This is a genomic window from Alloalcanivorax xenomutans, from assembly GCF_032810065.1.
GTDB lineage: Bacteria > Pseudomonadota > Gammaproteobacteria > Pseudomonadales > Alcanivoracaceae > Alloalcanivorax > Alloalcanivorax xenomutans.
Genome location: NZ_CP136538.1, coordinates 2,236,561 through 2,257,316, shown reverse-complemented (window position 1 = coordinate 2,257,316; position 20,756 = coordinate 2,236,561). Strand labels below are relative to the sequence as shown.

General features: G+C 62.3%; 20 protein-coding genes. 16 read left to right on the top strand and 4 right to left on the bottom strand.

The genetic code is table 11. From position 1 onward, the window contains the following. Nucleotides 1-93 precede the first annotated feature (93 nt). The 12 genes from ccoN (at nt 94) to RYH70_RS10445 (ending at nt 11,509) form a co-directional block, all read left to right on the top strand. Complete coding sequence (ccoN, locus tag RYH70_RS10500; RefSeq protein ID WP_022995061.1) at nt 94-1,527, top strand: cytochrome-c oxidase, cbb3-type subunit I; 1,434 nt, start codon at nt 94-96, stop codon at nt 1,525-1,527. A 10-nt stretch (nt 1,528-1,537) separates the two neighbouring features. Beyond that, a complete protein-coding gene (ccoO, locus tag RYH70_RS10495; protein WP_022995062.1) occupies nt 1,538-2,173 on the top strand; it encodes a cytochrome-c oxidase, cbb3-type subunit II in 636 nt (211 codons plus the stop codon). Further along, nucleotides 2,170-2,340 carry a cbb3-type cytochrome oxidase subunit 3 gene (locus RYH70_RS10490; RefSeq protein WP_022995063.1) on the top strand — a complete coding sequence of 57 codons (171 nt, stop codon included), beginning with the start codon at nt 2,170-2,172 and terminating at the stop codon, nt 2,338-2,340. Before ccoO ends, RYH70_RS10490 begins: the two co-directional genes overlap by 4 nt. Then, nucleotides 2,333-3,244: a cytochrome-c oxidase, cbb3-type subunit III gene (ccoP, locus tag RYH70_RS10485; RefSeq protein WP_022995064.1), complete on the top strand. Its 912-nt coding sequence runs from the start codon at nt 2,333-2,335 to the stop codon at nt 3,242-3,244. Before RYH70_RS10490 ends, ccoP begins: the two co-directional genes overlap by 8 nt. Nucleotides 3,245-3,249: 5 nt before the next feature. Then, nucleotides 3,250-4,656: a cytochrome c oxidase accessory protein CcoG gene (gene ccoG, locus RYH70_RS10480; RefSeq protein ID WP_317010152.1), complete on the top strand. Its 1,407-nt coding sequence runs from the start codon at nt 3,250-3,252 to the stop codon at nt 4,654-4,656. Then, entirely contained in the window at nt 4,631-5,125 is a 495-nt protein-coding gene (locus RYH70_RS10475; protein ID WP_116028076.1) for a FixH family protein, read from the top strand. Before ccoG ends, RYH70_RS10475 begins: the two co-directional genes overlap by 26 nt. Then, a complete protein-coding gene (locus RYH70_RS10470) occupies nt 5,122-7,500 on the top strand; it encodes a heavy metal translocating P-type ATPase (RefSeq protein ID WP_317010151.1) in 2,379 nt (792 codons plus the stop codon). The genes RYH70_RS10475 and RYH70_RS10470 overlap by 4 nt, the downstream gene beginning before the upstream one ends. Further along, entirely contained in the window at nt 7,479-7,661 is a 183-nt protein-coding gene (ccoS, locus tag RYH70_RS10465; RefSeq protein ID WP_022995068.1) for a cbb3-type cytochrome oxidase assembly protein CcoS, read from the top strand. Before RYH70_RS10470 ends, ccoS begins: the two co-directional genes overlap by 22 nt. Then, nucleotides 7,651-8,361, top strand: a complete 711-nt coding sequence (locus tag RYH70_RS10460) for a sulfite exporter TauE/SafE family protein (protein ID WP_284455526.1) — start codon at nt 7,651-7,653, stop codon at nt 8,359-8,361. The genes ccoS and RYH70_RS10460 overlap by 11 nt, the downstream gene beginning before the upstream one ends. A gap of 64 nt (nt 8,362-8,425) precedes the next feature. Then, nucleotides 8,426-9,799, top strand: coding sequence for an oxygen-independent coproporphyrinogen III oxidase (gene hemN, locus RYH70_RS10455; RefSeq protein WP_022995070.1), 1,374 nt, complete (start codon nt 8,426-8,428; stop codon nt 9,797-9,799). A gap of 82 nt (nt 9,800-9,881) precedes the next feature. Further along, a complete protein-coding gene (gene fnr / locus RYH70_RS10450; protein ID WP_116028079.1) occupies nt 9,882-10,595 on the top strand; it encodes a fumarate/nitrate reduction transcriptional regulator Fnr in 714 nt (237 codons plus the stop codon). Continuing rightward, entirely contained in the window at nt 10,592-11,509 is a 918-nt protein-coding gene (locus tag RYH70_RS10445) for a universal stress protein (protein WP_055100027.1), read from the top strand. Before fnr ends, RYH70_RS10445 begins: the two co-directional genes overlap by 4 nt. Nucleotides 11,510-11,845: 336 nt before the next feature. Here the strand turns inward: RYH70_RS10445 and RYH70_RS10440 are convergent, their stop codons facing one another. Together RYH70_RS10440 and yaaA are read right to left on the bottom strand one after the other, a co-directional pair. Next, nucleotides 11,846-12,949 carry an IS110 family RNA-guided transposase gene (locus RYH70_RS10440; RefSeq protein ID WP_394356126.1) on the bottom strand — a complete coding sequence of 368 codons (1,104 nt, stop codon included), beginning with the start codon at nt 12,947-12,949 and terminating at the stop codon, nt 11,846-11,848. A 129-nt stretch (nt 12,950-13,078) separates the two neighbouring features. Then, nucleotides 13,079-13,858: a peroxide stress protein YaaA gene (gene yaaA, locus RYH70_RS10435; RefSeq protein ID WP_284455527.1), complete on the bottom strand. Its 780-nt coding sequence runs from the start codon at nt 13,856-13,858 to the stop codon at nt 13,079-13,081. Nucleotides 13,859-14,081: 223 nt separating this feature from the next. Here yaaA and RYH70_RS10430 point away from each other — a divergent pair, with 223 nt between their 5' ends. Both RYH70_RS10430 and RYH70_RS10425 read left to right on the top strand, forming a co-directional pair. Further along, nucleotides 14,082-14,558, top strand: coding sequence for a hypothetical protein (locus RYH70_RS10430; RefSeq protein ID WP_080530956.1), 477 nt, complete (start codon nt 14,082-14,084; stop codon nt 14,556-14,558). An 80-nt stretch (nt 14,559-14,638) separates the two neighbouring features. Next, nucleotides 14,639-15,478, top strand: coding sequence for an MBL fold metallo-hydrolase (locus RYH70_RS10425; protein WP_026949297.1), 840 nt, complete (start codon nt 14,639-14,641; stop codon nt 15,476-15,478). Between the two features lie 34 nt (nt 15,479-15,512). On the opposite strand, the gene corA is transcribed toward RYH70_RS10425, so the two are convergent. Continuing rightward, complete coding sequence (gene corA, locus RYH70_RS10420; protein WP_022995076.1) at nt 15,513-16,463, bottom strand: magnesium/cobalt transporter CorA; 951 nt, start codon at nt 16,461-16,463, stop codon at nt 15,513-15,515. Nucleotides 16,464-16,557: 94 nt separating this feature from the next. Between corA and RYH70_RS10415 the strand changes: the two genes are divergently transcribed. Further along, a complete protein-coding gene (locus RYH70_RS10415; RefSeq protein ID WP_244168472.1) occupies nt 16,558-17,199 on the top strand; it encodes an alpha-ketoglutarate-dependent dioxygenase AlkB family protein in 642 nt (213 codons plus the stop codon). A gap of 12 nt (nt 17,200-17,211) precedes the next feature. Here RYH70_RS10415 and RYH70_RS10410 read toward each other — a convergent pair whose 3' ends face one another. Continuing rightward, nucleotides 17,212-18,435 (bottom strand): nucleoside recognition domain-containing protein, encoded by a 1,224-nt coding sequence (locus tag RYH70_RS10410; RefSeq protein ID WP_026949299.1) that lies wholly within the window; start codon nt 18,433-18,435, stop codon nt 17,212-17,214. Nucleotides 18,436-18,636: 201 nt separating this feature from the next. Here RYH70_RS10410 and RYH70_RS10405 point away from each other — a divergent pair, with 201 nt between their 5' ends. Next, nucleotides 18,637-20,748: a carboxy terminal-processing peptidase gene (locus tag RYH70_RS10405; RefSeq protein ID WP_022995079.1), complete on the top strand. Its 2,112-nt coding sequence runs from the start codon at nt 18,637-18,639 to the stop codon at nt 20,746-20,748. Nucleotides 20,749-20,756 lie beyond the last annotated feature (8 nt).

Sequence of the window (20,756 nt, the reverse complement as noted above, 5' to 3'; positions counted from 1 at the left end):
TCCGCATCCGTCACGGTTGTATTGATGTATATCAAGGGCAGCTTTAGCGCCGGCTGATACCTTGCACACGCCTCAATCTGCAAGGACAACATCATGCAAGACGCCGCTGCGCCGCCGGCGTACCACTATCGTGTGGTTCGCCAATTTACAGTCATGACCGTGGTTTGGGGGGTCGTGGGCATGTTCGTGGGGGTCTGGATCGCCGCGCAACTGGCCTGGCCTGCCTTGAACTTTGATTTGCCCTGGCTCAGTTTTGGGCGCCTTCGCCCGCTGCACACCAATGCCGTCATCTTCGCCTTTGGCGGTTGTGCCCTGATCGGCACGTCCTTATATGTGGTTCAGCGTACCTGCCAGGCCCCATTGGTGTTGCCGGGGCTGGCGGCTTTCGTGTTCTGGGGGTATCAGGCGGTCATCGTTCTCGCCGCTGTGAGTCTGCCGCTGGGGTTCACCAGCGCCAAGGAGTACGCGGAGCTGGAGTGGCCGATCGATATTCTGCTGGCCCTGGTCTGGGTGGCCTACGCGGTGGTCTTTTTCGGCACCATCGCGAAACGGCGCACCGGGCACATTTATGTGGCCAACTGGTTCTATGGCGGCTTCATTCTGGCGGTGGCGCTGTTGCACATCGTCAATAGCGCCGCCATACCGATTTCCCTGACCAAGTCTTATTCGGCCTATGCCGGCGCCATCGATGCCATGGTGCAGTGGTGGTATGGCCATAACGCCGTGGGCTTTTTCCTCACCGCCGGCTTCCTTGGCATGATGTATTACTACGTGCCGATTCAGGCGGAACGTCCGGTCTATTCCTACCGTTTGTCCATCGTTCACTTCTGGGCACTGATCGCGGTGTACATGTGGGCCGGTCCGCACCATCTGCACTATTCCTCCCTGCCGGATTGGGCCCAGTCCGTGGGTATGGTGTTCTCCATTGTCCTGCTGGCGCCCAGCTGGGGCGGCATGATCAACGGTGTCATGACGCTGTCCGGCGCCTGGCACAAGTTGCGTGACGACCCGATTATCCGCTTCCTGATCGTCGCTCTCTCCTTCTACGGCATGAGCACTTTTGAAGGGCCGCTGATGTCGATCAAGACGGTCAATGCCCTCAGCCATAACACCGACTGGACCATCGGCCACGTGCACGCCGGCGCGCTGGGCTGGGTGGCGATGATCTCCATCGGCGCGCTTTATGTCATGACGCCGCGCCTGTTTGGCCGTCAACGCATGTATTCGGTGAGCTGGATCAATGTGCATTTCTGGCTTTCCACCATCGGCACGGTGCTCTACATCGCCGCCATGTGGGTGTCCGGGATCATGCAGGGTTTGATGTGGCGGGCGGTCAACGACGACGGCACCCTCACCTACAACTTCGTTCAGGAACTGGTGGAACGGCAGCCCTTCTACATCGTGCGCCTGCTCGGCGGCGTGGTGTTCCTGGTCGGCATGTTGCTGATGGCACTCAATGTCTATCTCACCATTCGCGGCACTCGTGATGACGCCGGTGAAGACAACCGTCTGGCCCTTGCCTACTAGGAGATCAACGATGGCAAACCGACACGCCGTAATCGAAAAGAACGTGGGCCTGCTGATCGTGCTGATTCTGGTGGCGGTGAGTTTTGGCGGGCTGGCCGAGATCGTGCCGCTGTTTTGGCAGAAATCCACCACCGAGCCGATGTCCACTTTGCGGCCCTACGATGCCTTGGAAATGGCCGGCCGCGATATCTACATCCGTGAAGGCTGCCATGTATGCCACACCCAGATGGTGCGGCCGCTGCGTGCGGAAACCGAACGGTTCGGACCTTACAGCGTGGCCGGAGAGGACGTTTGGGAGCATCCGTTCCTGTGGGGGTCCAAGCGTACCGGCCCGGATCTGGCACGGGTGGGACTACGCCCGATCACCGAGCAATGGCATCGCGAACACCTGCGCGATCCACGCGAGGTGGTCCCTGAGTCCAATATGCCCGCCTATCCCTGGCTGCAAAACACGCCGGTGGATTGGAAGCACATGGAACGAAAGCTGCGCGTGTTCAAGGACATATTCGGCGTGCCCTACAGCGAGCAGGATGTGGCCGAGCAAATGGAAAAGGTCAACGGCGAATGGGCCGACGCCAGCGAGGAAGACGCGCTGGTGGCTTACCTGCTCTCCCTTGGCCAGGCCCGTAAGGAGGTCCGCGAATGACCTATCACAGCGTTCTGACCGTACTTTTTTTCCTGGCGTTTCTCGCCCTGGTGGCCTGGGTCTACCGGCCCGGCCGCAAACAGCAATATCAGGAACTGGCCAAGCTGCCGGTGCGTGACGATCAACAGGCCCGGGCCGGGAGCGACGGGGAGCAAATCCATGAGTGATTTCTGGAGCGGGTACATCATTTTTATCGTGGTGTTGAATCTGGTGGGTTGCGCGGTGCTTTTGTTCGCCAACTCCCGCCTGTCCGCCGAAGAGGCGCGCCAGGACACCACCGGTCACAAGTTCGACGGCATCGAGGAGCGAAACCAGCCCCTACCCCGCTGGTGGCTGTTTCTGTTCGTCGGCACTCTGGTTTTCGCCGTTGGCTATCTGGTGCTCTACCCTGGCCTGGGCCGGTTCGGCGGCCTGCTGAACTGGACCAGCGTCACTCAGTGGGAACAGGAAGTGGCGCTGGTGGAAAAAAGCAGCGAGCCGCTGTTCAAGGAATTCGCCAAGGTTCCGGTGGCTGAGCTGGCTCATTATCCCGAGACCCGGGACGTCGGTGGCCGGCTGTTCGCGCAGAACTGCGCCATCTGCCATGGCTCCGATGCGCGCGGCGCACGCGGCTACCCCAACCTTACCGACGATGACTGGCTCTACGGCGGCTCCCCCGACGCCATCGTGCAGACCATTACCAGTGGACGCCGCGGCACCATGACGCCGATGGCGGCGGCCATTGGCAACAGCGACGAAGCGGTGCGGGACATGGCTATGTACGTGCAAACCCTCAGCCGGCCCGACCTCAAGAACAAGCCAGAGTATCGTGACGCGGCCGAACGGGCCGAGCCCCGGTTCCAGGTGTGCGCGGCCTGTCATGGCGCCGACGCCACCGGCAACCAGATGATCGGCGCCCCCAACCTTACCGACGGCATCTGGCTCCATGGGGCCCGTCTGGAAGACATCGAAACCACCATCCGGGAAGGCCGTCAGGGGCATATGCCGGCCCATGAAGGGGTGCTGACCCCGGAACGTATCCACGTTCTGGCCGCCTACGTCTACAGCTTATCCATGGAGACCGAGGAGTAGTCAGAATGTCGAAAACGGAGCGCATCCCGGTTCATTCCGAAGGCATCGACGACGGCCGCTCGGTGGCGCTGTACGCCAAACGCGAGCGGATTCAGGCCAAGCATGTATCTGGCCATTACCAGCGTCTGCGCGATCTGGGGCTGAGTATGACCATGGGGCTGTACCTGATACTGCCCTGGGTGCAGTGGCAGGGGCGCCAGGCGGTACTGTTCGACCTGCCCCATCGCAGTTTCCACATCTTCGGTATCACCTTCTGGCCGCAGGACTTCCTGTTCCTGGCCTGGGCGTTGATGCTGGCCGCGTTCGCCCTGTTCTTCTTTACCGTTCTGGCCGGACGGGTCTACTGCGGTTATGTCTGCCCGCAGACCACCTGGACCCGTTTCTTCATGGGCATCGAACGGATATTCGAAGGCGACCGCCATCAGCGCATGAAGCTCGACAAGGCGCCCTGGTCGTTCAACAAACTCTGGCGTCGCACTGGCAAGCACCTGTGCTGGCTGTTGCTAGGGCTGGTCACGGGACTGACCTTCGTCGGCTACTTCACCCCGATCCGTGAGCTGGTGCCAGACTTTTTCACCGCCCAGGTGGGGGGCTGGGCGCTGTTCTGGATCGGCTTCTTCACCGTCGCCACCTACGGTAATGCCGGCTTCCTGCGCGAACAGGTATGCCTGTACATGTGCCCCTACGCGCGCTTCCAGAGCGTGATGTTCGATCGCGACACGCTTATCGTGTCCTACGATACCGCCCGGGGCGAACCGCGTGGCCGCGGCTCCCGTAAAAAGCAGGCCGCCCCCCTGGCCGGTGATTGCGTGGACTGCAGCCTGTGCGTTCAGGTCTGCCCCACCGGTATCGATATTCGCGATGGCCTGCAGTACGAATGCATCACCTGTGCCGCCTGTATCGACGCCTGCGATCAGGTGATGGACCGCATCGACAAGCCCCGGGGACTGATTCGGTACACCACCGAAAACGCCCTCGCCGGCGGCCGCCATCAGGTACTGAGGCCACGCCTGATCGGCTATGGCGTGGTGATTTCCCTGTTGTCGCTGGCGTTTGCCTGGGCGCTGTACAGCCGGGTGCCGCTGCAAGTGGATGTATTGCGTGACCGTAACCAACTCTACCGACTCACCAGCCTGGGTGAGGTGGAAAACAGCTACCGCCTGGAACTGCTGAACAAGGACCAGCACAGCCACCGCTATCGCGTCACCCTGGAAGCGCCGGAAGGCCTGAAACTGGTCCATGGCGAAATGACCGTGACGCTGGAGGGCGGACAACACCGAAGCCTGCCCGTTACCGTCAGCTACGACCCCTATGTCGCCGATCTGGACAGCCGGACCATTTGGTTCCGGGTACAGGATCTGGATGTGCCTGATCTGGAGGTGCGCCATGAATCACGCTTCATCGCTCCGTGATGGCACCCTGCCCTGGTACCGCTACCCGTTGGTGTGGCTGGTTATTCTGATCCCGCTGTCCTCGGTGGTGGGCGGCATGGTCACCCTGACTCTGGCGATACGCCATGCCGACGCCACCGTGGCGGACGACTGGTATCAACAGGGCAAGGCCATCAACCGTTCCATGGCCGACCTGGATCAGGCCCGCCGGCTTGGCCTCGAACTGCAACTGTACGCCGGTGAACCGGCCTCCCTGCAATTGACCAGCAAAGTGCCCATGCCCTGGCCTGAACGGCTGCAACTGGCGTTCCGCCACCCGACCTTCGCCGAGCGCGATATTGCCATGACGTTCATCCATCAGGGGGGTGGTCGTTATCGCGCCGACGGTGGCGCTCTGGCGGCGACCGATCACTGGGTGGTGACGGTGACGCCGGAACAGGGACATTGGCGATTGCGTCAGCGGCTGCGGCCACTACAGGGCGCGCCATGAGTACGGCCTGCTGGCACTGTGGCGAAGGGGTTGGTGTATCACCTTTCGTTGCCCGCACTCCGGGAGGGGAAAAACCCACCTGCTGTCCCGGCTGCGCCGCCGCCGTGGAGATGATTCATCGTCTCGGCCTGGAAGACTATTACGCTATCCGCAGCAATAACGGGCCGCTGGTGGCCAGCGAGGAAACGGAGCGCACTCTGGCATTGTTCGATGTGCCCCAGTTGCTGGCCGCTCACATCCAGGAGCAGGACGGCCGGCGCCGCTTGCGGCTGCAAGTCTCCGGACTTACTTGCGCGGCGTGCTGCTGGCTGATTGAAAAAGTGGTGATGGGGCTGCCCGGCGCCCGTTCGGTTCAGGTCAATCTGGCCAGCATGCAATTGACCCTGGAATATGACGCCGCCGAGCCCTTATTTCCCCGCAATGCCGTGCGGCGCATTCTGGAATTGGGCTACCGGGTCGCCTTGCCGGGCGACCCCACCTGGGAGGGGCATCAGCAGAAAGAACGGCGTCGTCTGCTGGGTCGGTTGGCATTGGCCGGCCTGGGGGCGATGCAGGCCATGATGTATTCCGCCGCCCTTTATATCGGTGTGTTCGAAGGCACGGATCGCATTTACCAGGACTTGTTCCGGCTGGCCGGCCTGCTGGTGGCCACACCGGTGGTGTTTTACTCCGGCTGGCCGTTTTTTCAGGGCGCCTGGCGGAGCCTGAAAGTGCGCCGCCCGACCATGGACGTGCCGGTGGCCCTGGCGTTGTTGCTGGCCTGGGGCGGTTCGCTGGTGGTAATGGCCAGTGGTGGTGAGCACGTTTACTTCGATTCCGCCGCCATGTTCGTGTTCTTCCTGCTGCTCAGCCGCTGGCTGGAACTGCATCAGCGTCAGCACATCCAGCGCTCCTGGCAGCAGTTGCAGGATACGTTGCCTCTGGTGGTGCGGCGGCTGGATGACGCCGGCGGCGGCGACTGGGTGGCCACCGCCCAGCTGTGCGCCGGCGATACCGTGCGGGTCAGCCAGGGGGAAACCGTGCCGGTGGATGGTGTCATCCGCGCTGGAGAGGCTCGCTTTAACGAGGCGGCCCTGACCGGCGAATCCCTGCCGCGTACCCGTACCATCGGCGACACGGTGCAGGCCGGGTGCCGGATCCTGGAAGGTGGTGTGGATATCGAGGCCGCGAGTGCCGCCGACAGTAGCCTGGTCGCGCGCATTGGCGAACAGGTGGCGCGCGCGCAGGAAGAACGAGTGACGGTGGTGCGGGACTGGCAAAGAGTGGCCCCTCTGTTCACCGCGACGGTGCTGGCATTGGCCATGGCCACCCTTGTGTTGCATTGGCATCGCGGCCCGGCACAGGCATTCGAGCACATGCTCGCCCTGCTGGTGGTGACCTGTCCTTGCGCCCTGGCTTTGGCGGTGCCGTTAACGCTCTCCGCCACGCTGGCCCGGGGGCTGAAGCTGGGCTTGCTGATTGCTTCCCCCTCTCAGTTTTTATCCTTGCCGGGTATTCGCGGCGTCCTGTTCGACAAAACCGGCACTTTGACCACCGGCCGGTTCCAACGGGTGGAGTGGCGAGCCGCCGCCGACGTCGAATCGGAATGGCTCACCACCCTGCCCCGAATCGCAGCCGGGTTGGAGCGGGACCACCCGCACCCGCTGGCGCGCGCTTTCGATGACCTCTCACCGGTGCCGATCGAGGATTTGCGTTTGAGCCCTGCCGGAGCCAGTGGCCGCTTCCAGGGCCACCAGTGGGCCATGGGCGGTGCGCCGGAGCTGAGCCGTGGCAGTGAGACTTGTCTGGCTCTCACCCGTGACGGCCGGACGCAGGCACTGTTCTGGTTGCGGGATCAACCGCGCGCGGAAGCCCCGGCGGTACTTGATCAACTGCGTCAACGGGGTTGGCGGCTGCGCATGGCCAGTGGTGACGCCGCGGAGCCAGTGGCCACGCTGGCTGAAGAACTGGGCATGGGCGAAGCCCGCTCGCGATTGACGCCCCATGACAAAGCCGCCTGGTTACAGAAGCTGGAACAACAGGAAGGACCGCAAATGATGGTGGGGGATGGCATCAACGATGCTCCCGCACTGTTGCGGGCCACGGTCTCCGTGGCGCCGGCGGCGGCGTCCAGTCTGGCCCGCCGCGCCGCTGGCGTTTATCTGCTCAACGAAGGGCTGCAGGGGCTGGCCGATCTGCCCCGTCTGGCGGATCGCTGCCGGGCGGTGATCCGCCAGAACCTGACCTGGGCTCTCGGCTACAACCTGGTGGCGATTCCTCTGGCCATGGCTGGCTGGATCCCACCCTGGGCCGCGGCTCTGGGGATGTCAGCTTCGTCACTTCTGGTGACGCTCAATGCCAACAGGATAACCACATGGAAAGCCTCCTCTTGTTGATTCCGGTGGCCTTGCTGTTCCTCGCCGTAGCGGTGTGGGCGCTGTTCAAGGCTTTACGCCAGGGCCAGTTCGAGGACCTGGATCATGCCGCCTGGACGGTGATTTTCGAAGACCGGGAACAGCGCCGTAATGCTGGCAAGGGGGTGGGTGATGATCGTTGACCCGCTTACCGTGGCGTTGACCGGCGCTCTCGCCCTCGGTGTCGGCGGGGCCCTTCACTGCGCGGGAATGTGCGGCGGCATCGCCGCCGCCCTGAGTTTCTCGATCCCCGAAGAACGACGGCGTGGCAGCAGGCTGATCGCCTGGCAGAGCTTGTTTGGCAGCGGCCGCCTGTTGAGTTACGCCGGCCTGGGCGCGATCGCCGGGGAGCTGGGCGGGCAATTGGCCAGTGGCCCGGCAGGCGACGGCTGGCACTGGCCAGCGTTACTGTCAGCGCTCCTGATGGTTTTGCTGACCGCTCATTTCCTCGGCCACAGTGCGCCGATCCGGGCTCTGGAGCGTCTCGGGGCCGGACTGTGGCGGCGGCTGTCCCCGTTGACTCGCCGTTTGATGCCGGTGGACCACCCGCTCAAGGCGCTGGCGCTGGGCGGGCTGTGGGGGTTCTTGCCCTGTGGACTGCTTTATTCCGCCCTGGTGCTGGCCGCCGGAACCGGTGAATGGGCTGACGGTGCCCTGGTCATGGGCATGTTCGGCGCCACTACCCTGCTGCCGGTGGGGGCCGCCGGTGTACTCGGCGGGCAACTGTCGCGGTTGCGGCGGGGGCCCGCCCGATATGTGGCGGCGGCGATGACGCTGGCGCTGGCGCTGGTGTTTCTTCAACACGGGCTGCCCGGAGATGTCCATGCTCATCACTATCCTTGATCTGCATCAAGGTCGGCTGTGTTCATAGTGGCATGATGCCGCCATTCCCCTTTGGAGCGCTGACATGACGCAATGGAATCCGGATCTGATCCGCCGATTCGGAGGTCCCGGGCCTCGCTACACGTCCTACCCACCGGCCACCCAGTTCCATGAGGAAGTCGGCGAGGAGGACTATCGGCGCGCCGTTGCTCGCGGCAATCAGGCCCGTCGCCCACTGTCGCTGTACTGTCACATCCCATTCTGCGCCACGGTGTGTTACTACTGCGCCTGCAACCGCATCATCACCGGCAACCGGGCCAAGGCCGAGGATTATCTGACCTTCCTGAAGCAGGAGATCAAAGCCAAGGCGGCGCTGGTGGACCCGCAGCGGCCCGTGGTGCAGATGCACTGGGGCGGTGGCACCCCCACCTACCTCAGCGATGCGCAGATGACCGAGCTGGTTTATGACCTGGCCCGTCATTTCAACCTGCTGGAAGAGGATCGCGGCGAGTACGCCATCGAAGTGGACCCGCGCACGGTGGATCGCGCCCGTCTGGGGCTGCTGCGGGGGCTGGGTTTCAACCGGCTCAGTATCGGTATTCAGGATCTGGATCCGGTGGTGCAGAAGGCGGTGAATCGGGAACAATCCCTTGAGCTGATCACCGAAGTATTCGACGCGGCCCGGGATTTCGGTTTCCACTCCATCAACGCCGACATGATTTACGGCTTGCCCTGGCAGTCTTCCTCCAGCCTGGCTCGCTCCCTGGAACAATTGCTGGCTTTACGCCCGGAGCGCATTTCCCTTTACAACTACGCCCACATGCCGGCGCGCTTCAAGGTGCAGCGGCAGATCCAGGAAACCGCGCTGCCCAGCCCGGAGGAAAAACTCGCCATGCTGAAACTGGCGGGCGAAACCCTGGAGGCGGCCGGCTATGTGCTGATCGGCATGGATCATTTTGCCCTGCCGGATGATCCCATGGCGGTAGCGCAGCGCAACGGCACCCTGCACCGCAATTTTCAAGGCTACTCGCTACATGGCGACGCCGATCTTCTGGGCATGGGGGTCAGCGCGATCAGCGCTTTTGATGATTTCTACGCACAGAACCTCAAGGTTCTGAGCAACTGGCAGGAAGCCGTGCAAGCGGGTCGCATGCCGATTGAACGCGGCTTCCTGCTTGACTGGGATGACCGCCTGCGCCGTGACGTGATCATGGGGCTGCTGTGCGACCTGCGGCTGGATCTGGTCGCCTTCCGGCAGCGTTGGGAAGTGGATTTCGCCGATTACTTCAAGGACCAGCTGGCCGCGCTGGGTGAATTCGAAAAACTGGGGCTGATTGATATGAACGGCCCCGTGTTGAAGGTCACTGACACCGGGCGCCTGGTGGTGCGCGCTCTGGTGATGTTGTTCGACCGCTATGCCGGCACCCCGAACCCACAGCGATTCAGTCGCATTATTTAGCTCGCCGTTACCGATCCGGGAGACCATAATGTCTCAAGCCGTAATTGCAATACGCAGTGTATCCAATATGGAGGTACGCAGCATGCCTCGTCACGTTTCATGCAACGACTGTAGTCTCAGCCCCATTTGCCTGCCGTTGGCGGTGGCGCCTTCCCAGCTCGACGAACTGGATGGCATCATCCGCCGTGGCCGCCCGCTGAAGCGCGGAGAGCACCTGTTTCGTGCCGCCGCCCCGTTCAGCGCCGTTTATGCCGTGCGCTCCGGCGCACTGAAGACCTATGTCCTCTCCGATGAGGGGGAAGAACAGGTTACCGGGTTTTACCTGCCAGGCGAGATCATCGGCATGGACGGCATCAGTACCGCGCACCATGTTTCCAATGCCAAGGCGCTGGAAACCGCTACCGTGTGCGAGATCCCCTTCCATCGCCTGGAAGATCTGTCCCAACGCATCCCCTCCTTGCAGCATCACTTCTTCTCGCTGATGAGCAACGAGATCCGCGCCGACCGCGAACTGCACATGCTGTTGAGCAAGAAGAGCGCGGATGACAGAGTGGCCTCTCTACTGTTATCCCTGGCCGCGCGTCAGCAGCGCCGGGGTTTGAGCAGCCGCCGCTTCCGCCTGCCCATGTCCCGCTATGACATCGCCAATTATCTGGGACTGGCGGTGGAAACGGTTAGCCGCATTTTCACCCGTTTTCAGCAGCAGGATATGCTGCTGGTGGACGGCAGGGATGTGGAAATCGTCGACCGTGAGGCGCTTTGCGGTGGCGGCAGACTACATGTGGAGGCACCATGACTATTCCGACCAATGGCATTCTCGTCGTCCTGGACCGGCACCTGAAGGCCCCGCAGCCGGCGCTGAAGAAAGGCCGGTTGCTGGCCGCGGCGCTGAGCTGCCCGCTAGTGGTGGCCGTCAATAGTGATTCGTCGGCCATGCGTCGCGCGGTGGGGCTTGACCAGAAGCGCCGCCAAGCGGCCGAACAGCAAATTCGCAATGCCTGGGAACGGCGCATTCAGGACTTGCTGGCGGGTACCGAGGCCACCGTGCATATCACCACGCACAAGGATCAGGATGAGGACCTGCGGCAGACGGTCATTGCCGCCAGACCACGTCTGGTGGTGGTACATACCAGTGAGGAAGGCACCCTGAGGCGCCACCTGTTTACGCCGCGGGACTGGTTGTTGATTCGTCGGGCACCCTGCCCCGTGCTTTGCGTGCAGGACCGTCCCTGGAGTGAAACACCTGTGTTTACCGCGGCGATCGAACCGGAGGAAGAGGACGAGAGCGGCCTGGACAGTGCCGTGCTGAGCGCGGCGCGGGAATGGTCGGCGCCGCTGCAGGCATCACTCAACGCCGTGCATGTGCTCGAGCACCCGGACGAAACGTTGTTGTTGGTGGCGGGCGAAGCGTTGCCGGAATACGCCGCCAGCGCCGAGAGCATTCGCAAAAGCCACCGCGAAGCTCTGGACCGTTTCGCCGAGCGCCACGATCTACCGCTGGAACGCACGGAAATGTTGGAAGGACCGATCGCCGGCACCCTGGCTGACTACTGTGAAAATAACGGCACAGATGTACTGGTGGTGGGGACGGTTCGCCGCAACAAAGTGGAACGCCTGCTGCTGGGCGCCACCGCTGAGTCCCTGCTGGTGCATGCCCGCAACGACGTTCTGGTGATCAAACCGGACGGCTTTGACGCCGATTGGCAGTAAGTCGCGGTCGGTGCTAAGAGGCCACTGTCGTGGGAGCCTGCCCTGCAGGCGAATTCAAAGTTCGCTTGCAAGGCAAGCTCCTATGTATGGACTCGCCCGTTGCTGTCAACCCTGCCTTGAACATGGCTACCCGGTGGCATCTATGTATCAGGCCTGTTCGAGGAAGCCTCGGTGGGCTTCTGGCCAACATCGGATAAGCTCGCGGTATGCCGATTACAGAGAGGCTTCAAGAGCCGGTAGGAGCTTAGGCATCGATCCGCGACGGTCTGACCTGGAGTCCATGTTACTCAGCACGGGTTGGAGCGCTTCAGCACCCCGGTGGCAGTACTCGGTGAATCAGTTGTTCATGGTCGCCTCCTGACGGCGGGTGGGCTGACGGTGATAGGTTTGCTCGTTCTGCAGCAACACCCAGAGGATGCGCAGGTTGCGGTTCGCCAGCCGCACCGCAGCGCCTTTGCGCCCCAGTCGCTGCTGCCAGCGCAACAGCCGCCGGTCGTCCGGTTGCTCGGAGTCGGGCCTGAGCTGCTGCAAGACCGCCTGCGCCCCCTGGATCGCCAGGCTGCGGATGTAGCCATCCCCGCGCTTGCCCATCTTGCCCAGCCGGACCTTTTCGCCGCTGCTGTGCTGCTCGGGCACCAGACCGAAGTAGGCGGCGAACTGGCGCGCGTTGGCGAAGCGTTCCGGCTGGGTTTGCTTGGCCAGCAGCGCCGTCGCGATGATCGGGCCGACCCCGCGCACGCTCATCAGCCGCTGCGCCGTCTGGTCAGCGCGCGCCTGCGCTTCCAGGCGTCCGCTCAGGACCGAGAGGCGCTCGCCCAACTGGCGCCACTCGGCCAGCAACTCGTCGATCAGCTCACGCAACGGATCCGGGATCGGCTGGCTGGCGTCTTCCAGTATCTCGGGGATCCTCCGGTTGATGGCCACATCGCCCTTCGCCAGCGCGATACCTTGCTCCAGAAGCAGTCCGCGCATCTGGTTGCTCAGCGCCGTGCGCCGCCGGATGTAGCCTTGCCGGGCCCGATGCAGCGCCTGCATCGCCAGCGCCGCCACGTTCTTGACCGGCACCGACGCAATACGGCGGTCATGCCCGGCCCGCAAGATCGCCAGCGCATCGTTACGATCGTTCTTCGGCCCGCTACGGTGTTTGCCCACATGCTGGGCCGGCAGGATACGCACCGCGTTACCCCGCTGTTGCACCTGGCGCGCCCAGGCCTGGGCGCCCGGACCGGTTTCCACCAGCACCGTCACGCCTTCGGGCAACTGCTGTAGAAACGCCTGGAAGGCGTCACGCGACTTGATCCGCTGTTCGTACACCACTTGGCCCAGGGCATCCTCGCCAGCCACCTGGAACACTCGCTTGGCCAGATCCACCGCCACGGTCTTACACCCAGGCACCTCGGACAGTGGCTGGACTGAATGCTTCGTTGTACGCTGTTTCATGGGCTCGCCCTCGCTGTCGTTGACATGTTTAGAATGCCACCGTGGCGCCTAGACGCCTCGGCGAGGGCGAGTCCATCCGATTACAGTGGCGGTGTGGCGACCCGGGAAATCATGCCTCCAAAGACTCGGTCAACCCCCCTGCTCCGCTCTTCGGAACACCGGTTTGGTGTCCGTGGAAGACGCTTTGTCATAGCGATACCCCGCCTCCTTGAATCGCTTCAGATCCTCCGGCTTTTCAATCCCTTCGCGCAATATCCAGGCCGCCATCAGGCCGCGGGCTTTCTTGGCGTAGAAGCTGATAACTTTGTACTTACCGTTCTTTTCGTCCTGAAAGACCGGTTCGATGACCGGGCCCGGCAGCAGTTTGGTGCGCACGGATTTGAAGTATTCATTGGAGGCAAGGTTCACCAGTACGTCGGTGCCCACGGCGCGCATATCCTTGATCAACTGGCGGGTGATGCGGTCATCCCAGAACGCGTACAAATCCTTGCCGGCGGACGTATCCAGCCTGGTGCCCATTTCCAGACGATACGGTTGCATCAGATCCAGTGGGCGCAAAACCCCGTAAAGGCCGCTCAGCATGCGTAAACGATGCTGTGCGGCGGCGAGATCGTCCTTGCTGAAACGGCTGACATCCAATCCGGTGTAAACATCCCCTTTGAAGGCAAAGAGGGCCGGACGGGCATTGTCCTTGTTGAAGGGGCGTTGCCACAGAGCGAAGCGCTCGACGTTGAGATGGGCGATCTTGTCACTCACCCCCATCAGGCTGGACAGATCCGCCGGCGACAGTTTGCGGGCTCGTTGCACCAATGTTTCACTGTCCTCCAGCATGCGCGGTTGAGTGGCGCGCAGCGCCGGCAACGGTGACTCGTAATCCAGGGTCTTGGCCGGCGAGACCACTATCAGCATGGGTTTTCCTCCGTGGCATGAAATCGTGAATACCGCCATCATGATGGTCTGGCAACCGCCATGCCGGGGCAGCGCGATTGCGGCTCATGACTAAGCGGCCATAGATGGTAGCGCAAGCGGCCATAGTTTGGACCACTAAACGGCATAGGCAGAGCCGGTTCCCATTCCGATGATGCTGGTACCGTGGCGTCGTCGGGGAAACCAAAACAGAAGGATAAAGAGCATGCGGTATTTATTGGTTCTGGCGGTGGTTACCGCAGTGGTGGTGTTGCTGTGGGGCAGCTGGCAGGCCGGGCGGCGCCCCTTCTATCTGGTGCTCGCCGGGGTCGGCGTGGCCAGCGCCGTGATGCTGATGTCCTTTCTGTTCACCGACCAGGAACGCCTGGTGCCCGGTGATCCCGCTTCGGTCACCGTTACCGTCACCGGTGTCAGTCAGATGGAGACCGGGGTGCGGGTGAGTGGTGAGATCAGCAACCGGGGAGAGCATGCCATCGCCCATGTGCTGCTGGATACGGTCGCCCTCTCCTGCCCGCCGGCGAAAGCCTGCGAGACATTGCATGAAGAGCGGATTCCGGTATCCATTCATGTGCCCGCCGGCGGCCGTTATCCGGTGGCGGTGGTGGCCGACCGCGATCGCGGCATGCGGACGCCGGACCGCTGGGAATTGCGGGTCCGGGAAGTACAAGTGTACGGCGAATAGGCACCGCCGCCATCATACCGGGGGGTTTGCAAGCTGGGACTAAATGGTCACAATGCGCTTCCCGAACCAATGGAGTTACCATGGCGGCGCTGATTCCCGGCCAGCCCACGGCCATCGCTACCAATGCCTGGCGTGTGCTGGGCCGTAACCCCGGCATGATGACCGGCCCCGGCACCAACAGCTATCTGGTGGGCGGCCGCGCCCTGACGGTGATTGATCCCGGCCCCACCGACCCGGAGCATACCCAGGCTCTGCTGGCCGCGGCCGAGGAACTGGGGCGTCCGATCGAACGCATCATCGTCACCCATACCCATCGCGATCACTCCCCCGGAGCTCATGATCTGGCCGCCGCCACCGGCGCCGTATTGGAAGGCCCCTGGGTCCCGGACGACGGCTTGCAGGACACCACGTGGGAACCGGAACGCGAGCTCAAGGACGGTGACACCGTGGACTGCGGCGGCCTGACCCTGGAGGTGATCGCCACGCCCGGTCACGTCGGCAACCACCTGTGTTATCTGCTGAAGGAAGAGGCGCTGCTGTTCACCGGCGATCATCTGATTCAGGGGTCCACCGTGGTGATAGCCCCGCCTTCGGGCTCCATGAGTGCCTATCTGTCTTCCTTGGACAAGCTGCGGCAATGGGACATCAAACGCATGGCTCCCGGGCATGGCGACGTCATCGACGAGCCGTTGGCGCTGGTGGACCACACCATCAAGCACCGGCTGGAGCGGGAAAAGAAAGTCTTCGCCGCCCTCACCGGTGACGCCACCAGCGTGCCGGACCTGGTGAAACGGGTTTACGACGATGTGCCTGAATTTCTGCACGGTGTGGCGTGCCTGTCACTTGAGGCGCATCTGATCAAGTTGCACGAAGATGGCCGCGCCCATCGCCAGGATGATCTCTGGCGCCTGCCTTCCTGAGACGCGGTCCATTGTGGGCGTACCAACAGTGCGCTTACAGCCAGCCTTTCCGCTTGAAATACCAGTACGGGGCGAAGCCCGACAGGAACATCAGCCCGATCACCGCCGGATAGCCGAACTCCCAGTTCAGTTCCGGCATCACCTGGAAGTTCATGCCATAAATACTGGCGATCATGGTCGGTGGCAGGAACACCACGGCGGCGATGGAAAAGATCTTGATGATCTGGTTCTGCTCGATATTGATGAACCCCTGGGTGGAATCCATCAGGAAGTTGATCTTCTCGAACAGAAAAGTGGCGTGGGACATCAGGGTGTCCAGGTCATGCTGGATTTCCGAGCAGGTGCGGCGGCGTTCCTTGTCGGCCCGTACATAACGCTGGATAAAAGAAATCGAACGCTGGGTATCCATCAGGCACAGGCGGATTTTTCCGTTGCTGTCTTCCAGATGGGCCAGCTTCTCGATGCCGTCCTCCAGCTCCGCTTCCTCATCCTCCAGCACCAGATAACTGACATCCTCCAGGTCCCGATGGATGTCCTCCAGCGTATCGGCCAGATTCTCGGTCTTCTGCTCAAGAATGCTCAGCAGAATGTCCAAAGGCTCCAGGGCACGGACCCAGCCGCGCCGGATGCGCATGCGCATGAGACGAAAATCCGGCGCGCGGGAATCGCGGAAGGTCAACAGCCGGCCCGGCTGCAACACAAAAGCCACGGTCGAGGTGCGATGGCGCCCCTCGCTCTGATGAACGAACAGGGAGTGCACATGAAGACCATGCTCATCATGGAAGAAACGGGCGGAGGATTCGATTTCCTCCACATCGTCGGACTCCGGCAGCGCCTGGCGGAACAGATGCTGCACCTCCTGCCGTTCCTCATCGGTGGCGTCCACCAGGTCGATCCAACTGGCTTCCTTGGCGGTGTCCGGGGTCAACCCCGCCACATCCCGCTCGCGGAGCACTCCGTCTTCAATATCGTAAACGTACAGCATGCTAGACTCCTGGCGACGGACCTTCCACTAACTGCGCATAGCATCATCCACGCGTACATAGATGGTCAAAGGCGCTTAGATAGAGCAGGTTGCTATGACTGTCAACCACACCCTGTCGCGGCTCGACTCCCTGCCCCCTCCCCTGGAATTGGGGCGAGGGGCTCGTATCTGGCTGATTGAGCGGCTTCTCGGCCCTTCGGCCCTGGACCTGTTCCACACGCTTTGTAACGAACTCCCCTGGGAGCAACCCCGTGTACAGGTGTTCGGCCGTTCCCACCCGGTGCCCCGGCTGGTCTGCTGGCTGGGCGACACCGGCGTCACCTACCGCTATTCCGGGCTGACCCACCGGGCCGGGGGCTGGCCCGATCCGCTGGCGCCATTACGGCGCGCGGTAACGGCGTTGACCGGATTAACGCCCAATGGTGCTCTGGCCAATCTCTATCGGGATGGCGACGACACCATGGGGTGGCACCGGGATAATGAGCCGGAACTGGGACCGGCCCCCTGGATCCTGTCCTATAACCTTGGTGCCACCCGCGACTTCTGTCTGCGACGTTATGGCGAGCATCGGCAAAGCCACCGGTTGCCACTGTCCCACGACAGCCTGTTGATTATGTCTCCCCAGGTACAGCGTTATTATGAACACGCCCTGCCCCGCCGCCGGCGGGTGCGCGAGTCCCGCCTTAATCTTACCTTCCGCCATATCGTCACCGCAGCGGCGGACCTTTCCGGCTAGCAGAGCAGGCAATCAGCCAAAAAACAGGTAGCTCACCAGAATCGCAGTGATCAGGCCGGCGGCGTCGGCGGCCAGACCGCACCACAAGGCATAGCGGAAGTTTCGCACTCCGACACTGCCAAAGTAGACGGCGAGAACGTAAAAAGTCGTCTCGGTGGAGCCCTGCATCACCGCCGCCATACGGCCGGCAAGCGAATCCACGCCTTGCGTGTGCATGACATCCAGCATGGCGGCGCGGGCGCCGGATCCGCTTAATGGTTTCAGTAAAGCCACGGGCAGAGCGTCGACGAAACGAGTATCCCAGCCAAGCCAGAGGGCTGCATGCCGGATCGCCGACAACACCGCTTCGAGCACACCGCTGGCGCGCAACATGGCGATGGCGGCCAGCATGGCCACCAGGTACGGAATCAGCCTCACCGCCAGGTTGAAGCCTTCCTTGGCGCCCTCGATGAAAGCGTCATAGCTATCCACCCTGGCCCGCCAGGCCGCCACGAAAAAGGCGCCGATTACCGCCAGCAGCAAGCCATTGCCGAGCAGGCTGGAAAGCCGCGTGCTGGCGTCTGGTGGCACCCACCATACCGCCAGCCCAAGCAAACCGAGCAGCGCCAGCCAACCGCCGGCGACAGCAAGCAGTATCGGATCCCGTAACCGTATACCCTGCAGGCGGGCGGTCAGGGCCACGCCGACAAAAGTGGAAGCGGTGGTTGCCATCAGCATGGGTAAATAGATGTCGGCGGGGTCGGCCGCGCCCTGCTGGGTGCGGTATAGCAGCACGGTTACCGGTACCAGTGTCACCGCGGAAGTGTTCAGTACCAGGAACATGATTTGCGCATCGCTGGCCGTTCGCGGCCGTGGATTGCTCTCCTGCAGCGAGCTCATCGCCTTCAGCCCCAGCGGCGTGGCGGCGTTATCCAGACCGAGCATGTTGGCGGCCATATTCATGGAAATGCCGGCGCCGGCCTGTGAACCTTCCGGCACCGATGGCATCAGACGATGAAGTACCGGTTGAACCAGAGCGGCAAGCCGGTCGGCGAGACGGCTCTGCTCGGCCAGACGGAACAGGCCGCTCCACAGGGCCAGCACGCCGATCAGCCCCAGACTGACCTGAACCGCCAGATCGGCCGCTTCCCACAGCGCGCCCACCACACGGGCGGGAGCTCCGGTATCGCCGAGCAGTAACTGCAGGATGGCCCCGGCGATGCCGATCAGGAAGAAACCGGTAAACAGGCGATGCATGGTGTACGGTGCTCTCCGTGTCGTGGATGCCGTGGCGGTGGGTGGCGGTCACAAACGCATCGTCAGGAACGATGTTTGATGTCGCCTTGGCGACGGCCCGCAGGGTGACCACCATGGATGGTGGTCACAAATCCGGACCTCCCATACGAATTAATCAGAGGTTCCCGTATACTGCCAGTAAATGAATCATTGAGTGAGTCCATGAGCGTAATTCGCAAGCTGAGTGCCTTGATTGTTGCCGGGTTGCTGCTGGGCGGCGCCCTGCATATTGGAGACGGCCTGCAGGCGGCGCCGGAGGTCCAGGGCAGCATCAAGCCGGATAAGGTGCACCGGGAAGCGGCGAAGGAAATCGTCGACCGCCTGAAATTGCACTACCGGCGGCTGGACTTCAATGATTCTCTGTCCGGACAGGTGCTGGACCAGTACATCAAGGATCTGGACCCGAGCCGCCTGTACTTCACCGCCGAGGACATCGGTGAATTCGACCGCTATCGCGACCAACTCGACGATCAGTTGCGCAGAGGCACTCTGGAGGCGGGCTACACCATCTTCAACCGCTTCCAGCAACGGGTGGAACACCGTTTACAGAAAGCGTTGACGCAACTGCGCGGCGATATCGATAAATGGAAATTCGACAGCGACCGCAAGGTGCTGGTGGATCGCACCAAGGCCGATTGGGCACCGGATCAGCAGGCCCTGGATCAGATTTGGGACGACTATCTGCGTAATTCCGTGCTGTCCATGCGGCTCAACGGCACCCCCGAGAGTGAAATCCAGGACCGTCTGGTGCGCCGCTACGAAGGCCAGCTCAGCCGGGTGCAGCAAAACAGCTCCGAGGACGTGTTCCAGCTCTACATGAACGCGCTGGCGCAGACCTTCGATCCGCACACCAACTATTTCACTCCGCATAATTCGGAAAACTTCGACATCAGCATGAGCCGCTCCCTGGAAGGCATCGGCGCCGTGCTGCAGTATGAGGACGGCTATACCAAGGTGGTACGGCTGGTGCCGGGCGGTCCCGCCGCCAAGGCCGGACAACTGAAGCCGGCGGATCGCATCATCGGGGTCGGTCAGGGTGACAAGGACGCCATCGTCGATGTGGTCGGCATGCGTCTGGATGAGGTTGTCGACATGATTCGCGGGCCCAAGGGGTCCGAGGTGCGGCTGGAGATCATTCCCGCCGGCGGTGCGGGCGAACACAGCACCCGCACGGTCACCATAGTGCGCAACAAGGTGGTACTGGAGGAACAGGCCGCCAAGAAGGAAGTAATTGAGCTGAATCACGATGGCGAGAACATCAAGCTCGGCATCATCGAAATTCCGGCCTTTTACCTCGACTTCAACGCCTTTCACCGTGGCGATCCGAACTACACCAGCACCACCCGGGACGTGGCCAAGCTGCTGGTGGAACTGCGCAAGGAAAATCCGGACGGCCTGATCATCGATCTGCGCAACAATGGCGGCGGATCGCTGCTGGAAGTCAACAAGCTGGTGAGCCTGTTTATCAACCGCGGCCCCACCGTGCAGGTGCGTGAATCATCCGGCCGTGTCAGTGTCGAGAATGACCAGTACCCGGGCATGCTCTACACCGGCCCCATGGCGGTGCTGGTGAACCGTTACAGCGCGTCCGCCTCGGAAATTTTTGCCGGCGCCATGCAGGACTACGGGCGGGCGCTGATCGTGGGCGAGCCCACCTACGGCAAGGGAACGGTGCAGACTCTGCTGGACCTGAACCACGGCAAGCTGAAGATGACCAACGCCAAATTCTATCGGGTGTCCGGTTCCAGCAACCAGAATCTGGGCATTGTTCCGGACCTGTTGATGCCGTCGCTGATCGATACCAACGAGGTGGGCGAAGGCGCCCTGCCCAATGCTCTGCCCTGGGATGAAATCGACTCCGCGGATTATCAGCAGGTGGCGGATCTGATGCCGTTCCTGCAGACCTTGCGGCAGCGTCACGAAAGGCGCATCCAGAAAGATCCCGAGTTCGTTTATGTGGAAGAACTGCGCTCCTTGCTGGATGAGGCGCGTGAGCGTAAGGAAGTGACGCTCAACGCGGCCAGCCGGGAATCCTGGCAGGAAGGCTTCGACAAGCGCCGTCTGAACATTGAAAACGCCCGCCGTAAAGCCCGCGACGAGGAGCCGCTGAAGGACATGGCGGCGCTGAGGACGCTGGAGGAGCAACGGGCACTGGATCCGGAAGCGGCGGAGGATCCGATGAAGAAAGACCCTTACCTGCGCGAAACCGGCCACATCCTGGCGGATATGATCGAGCTGGCGCAGGCCCAGCGGGTGGCGGACAAACGGGATTAGTAGGGCGC

Excerpts from the sequence above, each read along its gene's own strand:
- ccoN (WP_022995061.1), top strand. The coding sequence starts at position 94 with ATGCAAGACGCCGCTGCGCCGCCGGCGTACCACTATCGTGTGGTTCGC.
- ccoO (WP_022995062.1), top strand. The coding sequence starts at position 1,538 with ATGGCAAACCGACACGCCGTAATCGAAAAGAACGTGGGCCTGCTGATC.
- RYH70_RS10490 (WP_022995063.1), top strand. The coding sequence starts at position 2,170 with ATGACCTATCACAGCGTTCTGACCGTACTTTTTTTCCTGGCGTTTCTC.
- ccoP (WP_022995064.1), top strand. The coding sequence starts at position 2,333 with ATGAGTGATTTCTGGAGCGGGTACATCATTTTTATCGTGGTGTTGAAT.
- ccoG (WP_317010152.1), top strand. The coding sequence starts at position 3,250 with ATGTCGAAAACGGAGCGCATCCCGGTTCATTCCGAAGGCATCGACGAC.
- RYH70_RS10475 (WP_116028076.1), top strand. The coding sequence starts at position 4,631 with ATGAATCACGCTTCATCGCTCCGTGATGGCACCCTGCCCTGGTACCGC.
- RYH70_RS10470 (WP_317010151.1), top strand. The coding sequence starts at position 5,122 with ATGAGTACGGCCTGCTGGCACTGTGGCGAAGGGGTTGGTGTATCACCT.
- ccoS (WP_022995068.1), top strand. The coding sequence starts at position 7,479 with ATGGAAAGCCTCCTCTTGTTGATTCCGGTGGCCTTGCTGTTCCTCGCC.
- RYH70_RS10460 (WP_284455526.1), top strand. The coding sequence starts at position 7,651 with ATGATCGTTGACCCGCTTACCGTGGCGTTGACCGGCGCTCTCGCCCTC.
- hemN (WP_022995070.1), top strand. The coding sequence starts at position 8,426 with ATGACGCAATGGAATCCGGATCTGATCCGCCGATTCGGAGGTCCCGGG.
- fnr (WP_116028079.1), top strand. The coding sequence starts at position 9,882 with ATGCCTCGTCACGTTTCATGCAACGACTGTAGTCTCAGCCCCATTTGC.
- RYH70_RS10445 (WP_055100027.1), top strand. The coding sequence starts at position 10,592 with ATGACTATTCCGACCAATGGCATTCTCGTCGTCCTGGACCGGCACCTG.
- RYH70_RS10440 (WP_394356126.1), bottom strand. The coding sequence starts at position 12,949 with ATGAAACAGCGTACAACGAAGCATTCAGTCCAGCCACTGTCCGAGGTG.
- yaaA (WP_284455527.1), bottom strand. The coding sequence starts at position 13,858 with ATGCTGATAGTGGTCTCGCCGGCCAAGACCCTGGATTACGAGTCACCG.
- RYH70_RS10430 (WP_080530956.1), top strand. The coding sequence starts at position 14,082 with ATGCGGTATTTATTGGTTCTGGCGGTGGTTACCGCAGTGGTGGTGTTG.
- RYH70_RS10425 (WP_026949297.1), top strand. The coding sequence starts at position 14,639 with ATGGCGGCGCTGATTCCCGGCCAGCCCACGGCCATCGCTACCAATGCC.
- corA (WP_022995076.1), bottom strand. The coding sequence starts at position 16,463 with ATGCTGTACGTTTACGATATTGAAGACGGAGTGCTCCGCGAGCGGGAT.
- RYH70_RS10415 (WP_244168472.1), top strand. The coding sequence starts at position 16,558 with ATGACTGTCAACCACACCCTGTCGCGGCTCGACTCCCTGCCCCCTCCC.
- RYH70_RS10410 (WP_026949299.1), bottom strand. The coding sequence starts at position 18,435 with ATGCATCGCCTGTTTACCGGTTTCTTCCTGATCGGCATCGCCGGGGCC.
- RYH70_RS10405 (WP_022995079.1), top strand. The coding sequence starts at position 18,637 with ATGAGCGTAATTCGCAAGCTGAGTGCCTTGATTGTTGCCGGGTTGCTG.